9 protein-coding genes, 1 tRNA gene and 1 pseudogene are annotated in these 8,356 nt (G+C 58.7%); 4 read left to right on the top strand and 7 right to left on the bottom strand.

The window, feature by feature from the left end; all coding sequences use genetic code 11:
- Positions 1-67: 67 nt before the first annotated feature.
- From FJ404_11550 to FJ404_11540, 3 genes are all read right to left on the bottom strand, one after another.
- A complete protein-coding gene (locus tag FJ404_11550; GenBank protein ID MBM3823500.1) occupies positions 68-892 on the bottom strand; it encodes a hypothetical protein in 825 nt (274 codons plus the stop codon).
- Between the two features lie 222 nt (positions 893-1,114).
- The gene (locus FJ404_11545) at positions 1,115-1,408 is read right to left on the bottom strand and encodes a hypothetical protein (protein ID MBM3823499.1); all 294 of its coding nucleotides are present in this window, start codon (positions 1,406-1,408) and stop codon (positions 1,115-1,117) included.
- A 119-nt stretch (positions 1,409-1,527) separates the two neighbouring features.
- Positions 1,528-1,725: a hypothetical protein gene (locus FJ404_11540; GenBank protein MBM3823498.1), complete on the bottom strand. Its 198-nt coding sequence runs from the start codon at positions 1,723-1,725 to the stop codon at positions 1,528-1,530.
- A 293-nt stretch (positions 1,726-2,018) separates the two neighbouring features.
- On the opposite strand from FJ404_11540, the gene FJ404_11535 reads away from it, so the two are divergent.
- Positions 2,019-2,624, top strand: coding sequence for a transposase family protein (locus FJ404_11535; GenBank protein MBM3823497.1), 606 nt, complete (start codon positions 2,019-2,021; stop codon positions 2,622-2,624).
- Between the two features lie 457 nt (positions 2,625-3,081).
- On the opposite strand, the gene FJ404_11530 is transcribed toward FJ404_11535, so the two are convergent.
- The 4 genes and pseudogenes from FJ404_11530 to FJ404_11515 form a co-directional block, all read right to left on the bottom strand.
- Positions 3,082-3,300 carry a type II toxin-antitoxin system HicB family antitoxin gene (locus FJ404_11530; protein MBM3823496.1) on the bottom strand — a complete coding sequence of 73 codons (219 nt, stop codon included), beginning with the start codon at positions 3,298-3,300 and terminating at the stop codon, positions 3,082-3,084.
- 554 nt (positions 3,301-3,854) lie between these two features.
- Positions 3,855-4,637 (bottom strand): nuclease, encoded by a 783-nt coding sequence (locus FJ404_11525; protein ID MBM3823495.1) that lies wholly within the window; start codon positions 4,635-4,637, stop codon positions 3,855-3,857.
- Positions 4,638-4,698: 61 nt separating this feature from the next.
- A pseudogene (locus FJ404_11520) lies at positions 4,699-4,911 on the bottom strand (hypothetical protein).
- A 154-nt stretch (positions 4,912-5,065) separates the two neighbouring features.
- Positions 5,066-5,140: transfer RNA gene (locus FJ404_11515), tRNA-His, on the bottom strand.
- 138 nt (positions 5,141-5,278) lie between these two features.
- Between FJ404_11515 and FJ404_11510 the strand changes: the two genes are divergently transcribed.
- Genes FJ404_11510 through recO form a run of 3 tightly spaced genes read left to right on the top strand, consistent with a single transcriptional unit; the run spans position 5,279 to position 8,353 of the window.
- The gene (locus FJ404_11510) at positions 5,279-6,595 is read left to right on the top strand and encodes a S41 family peptidase (GenBank protein ID MBM3823494.1); all 1,317 of its coding nucleotides are present in this window, start codon (positions 5,279-5,281) and stop codon (positions 6,593-6,595) included.
- Positions 6,596-6,650: 55 nt separating this feature from the next.
- Positions 6,651-7,706 (top strand): tRNA (adenosine(37)-N6)-threonylcarbamoyltransferase complex transferase subunit TsaD, encoded by a 1,056-nt coding sequence (gene tsaD / locus FJ404_11505; GenBank protein ID MBM3823493.1) that lies wholly within the window; start codon positions 6,651-6,653, stop codon positions 7,704-7,706.
- Positions 7,703-8,353 carry a DNA repair protein RecO gene (gene recO / locus FJ404_11500; GenBank protein MBM3823492.1) on the top strand — a complete coding sequence of 217 codons (651 nt, stop codon included), beginning with the start codon at positions 7,703-7,705 and terminating at the stop codon, positions 8,351-8,353. The genes tsaD and recO overlap by 4 nt, the downstream gene beginning before the upstream one ends.
- Positions 8,354-8,356: the final 3 nt, after the last annotated feature.

Genomic DNA, 8,356 nt, shown 5'->3' with positions numbered 1-8,356 from the left:
TTGCCAAACGAACCTTCCACCGCAGGGGGGCGCGAGCTGGAGGCTCGCCGCACGCCCCCCGCTAGTTCTAGCTCGAGGCGCCGCCCCAAAATGGTCGAAAATCACCCACACAAGTACGCGAAGAGGCCTCTTTCGCCGTGCGGACCCAGCGTTTGGCAAAGGAATTCAAATTGGGACTTTTTCTCGGCAGTCGGACTGATTTGACTCTGCTTTCTTTGAGAATGTTCCTGAAGGCGTCGGAAAAACAGGGCGCTCGATCATGGATCAGGTATTTGTAGCCTTTGAGGAAGCCGTCGATTCCGTCGGTCAGGTGCCGAGCGATCTGCTTCATCCAAGCGTCGTTGGGTTCTGGGATCATCCCGGCGATCTTCACTTCGCGGGTGGCCAACCGGATTAAGAATAGCACGTGGTAGCGGATCAGTCCGCCTACGGTCCAAACTTCCGCCGTGAAGAAATCCGTTGCGGCCAGAACATTCCAGTGACTCGTGAGGAACTCCGACCAACTCATGCCCTTTTTCCGTTCGGGTGCAGGCTCGATGCCAGCCTTCTTGAGCACGCGAGCAATGGTGCTGCGGCCTACATCGTGCCCAAGATTCAGCAACGCTCCATCGATCGTAGCGTATCCCCAGGTTCGATTTTCCCGAGCCAGGCACACGATCAGCTCGGTGATGGATTCTTGAGTTCTGGGCCTCCCGACACGCTTGGCACTCGAATCATACTTCTTGGCGATCAGCCGCCGATGCCAGGCGAGCAGAGTCTGGGGCGTGACGATACTGGCGATCTCCTTGAGCATGCCGAACGCGATCGCTTTCGCCTTGCGGGCCAGTCGGCTCCGCTGTTCGTCACTGAAGTGGAGCCGATTCACCCCGAGTTGTTCCTTCAGCACCCGCACCTCTTCTTGAAATTACTCAATGACGCACTGCTGGTTCCGGTTCATCCACCCGGCCAGGTAAATCAACACGAAACGAATCGGATCCATCCCCTCGAGAATCGAAAACCCGGCCCCATTGTCCAAGCAGAATTAGAGCAGTAAGCCGGTTTCGTAACAGCCTGACTTCCAGCATTGTAGCCCTTGTAATCGAGTTTTGGGATATTACGCCGGGCAGAGCAGGTATTACAGCCGTCCGGCGGACCGTTCTAACCCAAGTAACTGGTAGGGCAACAAAACCCGCAGCCCGTAAAACTCGCCGCCGAGTACGTCGGCGAAATCGAATTTATCCAACGTGAGCAACACCTCCGTCCAAGCCAGAGCCGTGAAAAGAATCGGTCGATCCTTGCTCGCCGCAAAGACGACCGGCCGATCCAACGACACCACGTCATCCACCACCAACACTTGGGAGCGCAAGCCAAGCCATGTCGTTGTCGCACCCACAGGCAGTTTGGGAAGGTTTCTCAGGACTTCGTTCACTGCGTAGGGGCTGCTGACCAATACCCATCCCTGCCGTCTGCCATAGGAAAAAAGGGCACGAGACGCACCGTTCGACGAGCCAGCAGCAGCGAGTAATACGCTCGCGTCCAAGAATAGCCTCACCGGCCCTCCTGAAATCGCCTCATTCCCTCTTCGTCGTCGGCGATCCAGGCTTCGATTTGTTCCCGGGTGAATTCACGCGGTGGAGGAAGTTGCCCCGCACCGCGCAATCGCGCCGCAAGGAAAAGAAAAAGCTCTTGCTTCTGCTCCGGTGGGAGCGCATCGGCGGCGGCTTCAATTTCTGCGAGCGTGCTCACGGCGGAACCTTAACACGGCATAGGCGGAAGCCTCAAGCGCAGTTCCGCCTGTAGGGTGTGCAAATTGATCCGCCGATTTCAATCCGATCGGAAGTTATTCAATTGCAATCGGTTTCGCTTGCTGCCATCTGGTCTTTGCCGCCATGATCCTTTGATGTCATCGAACGGCGTAAATCCTTTGGTCGCCAGGATTCAGACAATTTTCAATCGGGATCTCGTTCGCGAAAACGACTGTCTGCGCCAGGAGAATAAGATTCTGCGGAGCAAGTTCGGCACTCGCATTCCCAGGACTGATGCCGACCGCAGAATTCTCCTGCTCTTCGGCCTCAAGCCTTGATGTCACTTGGGCGGCCGATTTCTTTACCGAGGAGGTCTGGACACTGGGCGGTTGGGTCACGTTCTACGTTCTGTTCTTCATTCACCTGGGCACGCGGCGCGTCTTGGTCGCAGGTTGCACGCCGCATCGCAATGGCGATTGGACCGCTCAGCAGGCGCGCAATTTTTCCATGTTTCTCGGCGAATCGGGGTTGCCGTGCCGCGATCTCATTCACGACCGCGATTCCGTGTTCATGCCCTTCGATCCCATCACTCGAGCGGACGGGATCGAGGTGATTCGAACGCCGCCGATGGCACCGCAGTGCAACGCATTCGCCGAACGGCATGTTCGCGAAATCCGCGAGACCCTCGACAGTCTGATCCTTTTGGGTGAATCCCATCTTCGGCATGTGCTCAAGTCGATTGAGGCTTTTCACAATCATCGACGTCCCCATCAAGGAATCGCAAACGTCATCTCGATTTCTTTTGATTATCCGGACCGTGCCGCCGAGGTTAAACAGGTTGAACTTGAGTCGGGCTTGGGCGGGCTCCTGAATCACTACCGGGTTCGCGAGGCTGCCTGACGATCGCGCTTTACGCTTCCACGCGGTCGGTTGGTTTCGCCGATGCGCAGAGGTCTGTCTCGATCGAAACCCGGAGAGCAGTCTGGCCTCGCTCCCACCGGACGGAGCGCATTGAGGCTCGCGCATTGACGATACACTTCTCAGTCAAGCCAATCGCGACCTCCAAATGATCGCATTCGCCCACTTACTTCGAATCACAGATGAATTTCCACACCCTACAGGGTCAGAACTTTTTGAAGTAGAAGTCGTCGCGCCGGACGCCGAGATCCTCGATAATGTCAGCGATGATGCCGCGCGGCACGTCACTCGGATGCCAGGCAAAAGTGATGAGGCGGTCGGGTCGGAGGGGGTTCGATTAATGCCGGTGGTTGCCGGCCGTGCGGAGGAGTTCGCAGCCGATTTCGCGGAGCCGGTGCTCCAGTTGACGGCAGTTCCAGGACGGGTATTTGCCCACAGGTCAGGCAGTGATGACGAACTTGTCGCGAAAGGCTGGGGGAATGGGCCGGCCCGTTTCCAGCAGGGCCTTCAGATGGGCCTTGGCGGCTTGTTGAAACCGGAGGATGGCCTCCCCCCGGTCCTGCCCGTGGGCGTGACAGCCCGGCATCAGGTTGGACTTGGCAATCCACACGTCATCCTCGTCGCGGCGGACCTGAATTTTGGAAATGGGAACAATCAACTTAGTCGGAGGGTAACCCAGTGCTCGCCGGGCGTAAAGTGCGATGCCGTGCCGTCCGGAAATTCGAATTCATGCGGTTTTACACGGCTCTACGATGGTAGTAGTGGATGAGGTCGCCAGTCGTGACCGGCAACGGATCTCGCCCTCTGTCGTCGGCTTGACGAGACCCTGATGTCGGCGCTCCCGGTGGTAGTGGACGACGAACTCAGAGACGGCACGTGGGAGCGAGGGTTCGCCAATCAAGACCAGGTCCCTCAGGCAGTCTCTGGCCTTGATTAATCCATCCGGCAAGGCAGAAGAGCGTAAGACGGACGAAATCCAACCGCGAATTCTTGAGACAAGCAGGCCGCCGGTGCCACGAAAATCGAACCCGAACACGTTCCAAGAGCTGGCTCCTGTGCAACAATTTACAAATGATAATCGAGTTTCCGGACAGTATTGGCAACGTCATTCCTATTCCCTTCGCGTACCTCGACCGAGCGGCGGAACCCACACAAGTTGAATGCAATTTGAAGATCGAATCCACTGCGGTTCGGTTCGCAACGGTGCTGCGCTCAAGGGGGCGGCGGGGCAGATTCGGCGGTCCGCTCCCATTGGGCATGGAGGAGTGTCTCAATTCGACGGGCTCCCACCTCTCCCAGACCGTCAACTTGCATCAATTGCGGCTCGGTCGCCTGCATCGCGGCAGCGATGCTGCCGAAGTGTTCAAGCAACAGGGCCGCTCGCTGCGGCCCGATTCCAGGCAAACCCTGGAGCACATGCAATTGCAGCCGACGCTGCTTGCGGGGACGGCGTTCGTGGCGGATCACGACGCCACGTTCCATTCGCTGAATCTGGCGTGCCGCATACAGCATGAGTCGAGCAGTTTCCATGGGGCCACTGGATCGAAGTATCGGCAGCCCAAATACCATCTCGACACTGATCAAGGCCCCTTGCAGCGCTTCGCGCGCAACGCCGACGGTTTCCCAATCGCGCTCCAAACCTTCGAGCACGAGCGCCGAAGTCCCGGGAGTGGCAGCCAACCGTGTCACTTGACGGAAGAGCCTGCCATCCACCACCGAGGCAGCGAAGTCGGCATAAGTCTTACGTTCGAAGACGCAGCGACCATCTACTCGGTAATCCCCTGTGCTCAATGGGCAGATTGCAACACGCACTTCGGGCATGGCGGTCAATGCCTCGATGACGCCGCTGGTCCGTTCCCGGTGATCCGCTTCGACGCGCACCGGTGTTCGCTTCGTTAAATCGCAAACGGTCCACTTGATCGCATCGCATTCATCGAAACCTCTGGTGTCGGTCATATCAACCTCCTCTTCTGTTTGCGTTGTGGCAGGCGTCATGAACTGGCGGGTCCACTGGGTGTATGTGGTTTGGCCAAAACCGCTTCAGGGCGAAGGTGTCGCCGGAACCGGATTTGAGATAGCGCTCGAACTGTCGAGCTGTTCGCTCGATTTCGAAGGCGGCATAAGAGGTGAGGCGTCGGGGACGGAACGGAGCGGTGGTGGGATTGCAGCCGCGAGGGTGGTTGCCGTGGCGTTGGCGGAGGTCGTTCGGGAAGCCCGTGCAGGCACGGTCTGGCGAAGCCGTGCTGACCATGCGGCAAACGGAAAACATGGCAGACTCCTTTGAACTCCTCCTTGCACTGCGGCCCTCCTACGCCTCTCCACTTCACTCGGGGCTTCGGAGGGCATCCTTCGACCTGATCTTCCTTCTCCCAATCAGATGGCTCCGCCATCCGTAGCCCCGAAGCCGAGCGAGGGGCGAAGGATGGGGTGGCCGACGGGACTCGAACCCGCAACAACCAGAACCACAATCTGGGGATCTACCATTGATCTACGACCACCAACCGGGATCGAGAATACGGGGCGGTTTGTGAGGCCGTCAAGCGTGGTGAGATTTGGAGTTCCGCGTCGCTTGCATTGAGCCGGGCATGCCGTTAACTTCCTCAAGAATTGTCAGAGCGATGGTTCGATCGTTCACCATGAAACAGCGCATATTGTATTCCCTGCTTGGGGCCGCCTTGGCCGCGAATGTCTTGATGGGGGCGAGGGTTTATCTCGCCGCCGCCCAGAGCGGAGCCGCCGAGAATCCCTATCCGCATATTGAAACGTTCATGCGGGTGATGGAGAAAGTGCGGCAGGAATACGTAGACGGGGAGAAGGTGGATTACGAGGACCTTTTTCGCGGCGCGCTTCGGGGGATGATGACGTCGTTGGATCCCCACAGTGAATACTTGGAACCGCCGAAGTTCGAGGATTTGCGCAAGGACACCGAAGGGGCCTACGGAGGGGTGGGCATTCAGGTCGGATTCAGCCGGGACCGTGTCCTGACGGTGATCGAGCCCATGGAGGACTCGCCTTCCTTCAAAGCAGGCGTGCTGGCCGGGGACCGGATCATCAAGATCGAGGGCAAGAGCACGGAGAAGTTTTCCTTGGAGGACGCGGTCAAGCGCTTGAAGGGCAAGCCAGGGACGGTGGTGAACTTCACCATTTTCAGGCCGTCTTCCAATCTCACGAAAGACATCACGTTGACGAGGGCGGAGATCAAAGTGGACACGGTGCGGGACATCGAAGGGAAACACGACTACACCCTGCTGGAGAACAAGATTGGTTACGTGCGCATCCGGCAGTTTGGGGAACAAACCAGCGATGAGCTCGATCAGGCGTTGAAGAAGTCCGCGGGCCATGGGATGCGGGGTTTGATTTTGGATTTGCGGGGGAATCCGGGGGGGTTGCTGGATCAGGCGGTGAAGGTTTGCGAGAAGTTTCTTCCGCGAAAGAGCCTGGTGGTTTCCACCGAAGGGCGGACGCCAGGAATGAAGAATGAGTATCGAGCGGAGGGCAGGAATCCGCTGCAGCAGCTGCCCATGGTGGTGTTGGTGAACGGAAGCAGCGCCAGCGCGTCGGAAATTGTGGCGGGCTGCCTGCAGGACCTGGGGCGCGCCTTCATTCTCGGAGAGCAGACTTTTGGGAAGGGAAGCGTGCAGAGCATTTTGCCAATGGCGGACGGATCGGCGTTGAAATTGACGACCGCAAAGTATTACACGCCGAGTCACAAAGTGATTCATGAAAAGGGGATTACTCCCGACAGTGTGGTGGCCATGACTGCGGAGGACGAAGAGGCCTTGTATTTGAAGCGCGTCCCGGGCGCCTTGGAGAGTTTGGAGGAAGACCGGCGGGAGCGTGTGAAGACGGCGAAGGACATTCAGTTGGAGCGAGCCGTGGATTACTTGAAGGGCATCATGCTTTACGTGAACCGGGCGGGCGCCAAGACCTCCTCCCCGGCGCCGGCGCCTTGAAGAGGATTCGAATCTTCGGTTGTCGCTGGACGATGGCATCCCTCGAGAAGATCGCATGCGACTGCTTGCGCTAGAGACGTCGTGCGATGAAACGAGTGCGGCGGTGATTGAGGACGGGTGTGTGCTTTCGAATGTCGTGTCCTCGCAAATCGCGGTGCATGCGGAGTACGGGGGGGTTGTTCCTGAGTTGGCGGCGCGTGAGCACTTGAGGCAGTTGGGCCGGGTCATAGCGGAGGCTTTGGCGAGGGCGAACTGTTCGGCGCATTCGATGAACGCGATGGCGGTGACGCGAGGGCCGGGGCTTCCGAGCGCGTTGTCTTCGGGGGTGCGGGTGGCTTTATCGGCCGGGTTGTGCCTGGGGGTTCCTGTCCTGGGCATTCATCATCATGAAGCGCATCTCTATTCCGCCTGGATGGGGGGTGAGCCATCGAGGTCGAATCTGGATGCTTTTCGGCCCCATGTTTCGCTCATCGTGAGTGGCGGCCACACCTTGTTGGCGCGGTGTGGCGGTCTGTTCGAGCATCGCATTCTGGGGGGGACGCTGGATGATGCCGCCGGGGAGTGTTTTGACAAGGTCGCAAAGATGATGGGGTTGGGATATCCGGGAGGACCTCAAATTGAGGCGATGGCGAGGGGAGGCAATTCGCGGGCGTTCGATTTTCCGCGTCCGAAGCGCGATGATGCGGACGACGACTTCAGCTTCAGCGGTTTGAAGACTGCGGTGAAATATTTTTTACGGGATCGCAAGGGTATTCTGGATTCATCCGAGGGACGGGCGGATACTTGCGCCAGCGTGCAGGAGGCGATTGTGGAGGTTTTGGCGGTGAAGCTGTTGAGGGCGGCGAAGCGGGAGAGGGTTGGGTTGGTGACGGCTTCGGGCGGGGTGGTTTGCAACGGGCGCTTGCGGGAGACCTTGATGGATCAAGCGCGGGAATCGGGGATCGAATGCCGGTTGGCGGAGAAGCGGTATTGCACGGACAACGCCGCGATGGTGGGCATTTTGGCCATGGAGAAGATGAAGCGAGGGATAGGGGAGTTTCTTTCCTGGGAGGCTGAGGCGGCGCCGGGGATGGCGTTGGAGTTGGAGGGGCGCGGTTTGAGCGCGGCATGAATGAAGCGAGGGGCGAGGCGCTGGCGCTGAGGGTGAGGCTGGTTTCCGAAACGAGCCTGATTGTGCATTGGCTCACCCGCGAGCACGGGAGAATGGCCACGATGGCCCGAGGAGCGTTGCGACCGAAATCACCCTTTCGAGGAAAGCTGGATCTTCTTCATCAATGCGAGATTCTGTGGGTGAAGAGCCACCGTGGCGATTTGCATGCTTTGAAGGAGGTGCAGTTCGTTCGGGGTTGGCCGGGATTACGGGCCGAAATCGGTTCTTTAAGGGCGGCATCGTGCGCGATTCGCTGGGTCGAGCACTGCACCGAGGCTGACACGCCGTTACCGGGTCTTTTTGAACTCCTGAATTCGATGTTGGACGGGATCGAGAGCCAAGAGGACGCGCCGATGGGGTTGATTCGGTTTGAGGTGCGTTTTATGGACTGGCTCGGATTATTGCCAGCGTCGGCGGAGTTTCCGGTGCGATCGGAGGGGAGAACCTGGCTGGAGCGATTCCGAAAGGAACGGGGATGCGCAGACGCGGAGTTCCTTCCCGGGCAGGCGGGGTATGCGGTGTTTCTGAGGGCGTGGGAAGGTTTCCTCGTCCAGCAGTTTGGGAGGCTCCCGACGGGCCGCCGGGAGGCTTTGGCGGTTGTGAGTTGACGC

The sequence above is a fragment of the Verrucomicrobiota bacterium genome, from assembly GCA_016871495.1.
Lineage (GTDB): Bacteria > Verrucomicrobiota > Verrucomicrobiia > Limisphaerales > VHDF01 > VHDF01.
Note: the sequence above shows the minus strand (reverse complement) of the source record. Positions and strands in the feature narration are given on the sequence as shown.

Bases quoted from the DNA above. Each gene is read 5' to 3' on its own strand.
- FJ404_11535 (MBM3823497.1), top strand. From the start codon at position 2,019: ATGCCGACCGCAGAATTCTCCTGCTCTTCGGCCTCAAGCCTTGATGTC.
- FJ404_11510 (MBM3823494.1), top strand. From the start codon at position 5,279: ATGAAACAGCGCATATTGTATTCCCTGCTTGGGGCCGCCTTGGCCGCG.
- FJ404_11525 (MBM3823495.1), bottom strand. From the start codon at position 4,637: ATGACGCCTGCCACAACGCAAACAGAAGAGGAGGTTGATATGACCGAC.
- tsaD (MBM3823493.1), top strand. From the start codon at position 6,651: ATGCGACTGCTTGCGCTAGAGACGTCGTGCGATGAAACGAGTGCGGCG.
- recO (MBM3823492.1), top strand. From the start codon at position 7,703: ATGAATGAAGCGAGGGGCGAGGCGCTGGCGCTGAGGGTGAGGCTGGTT.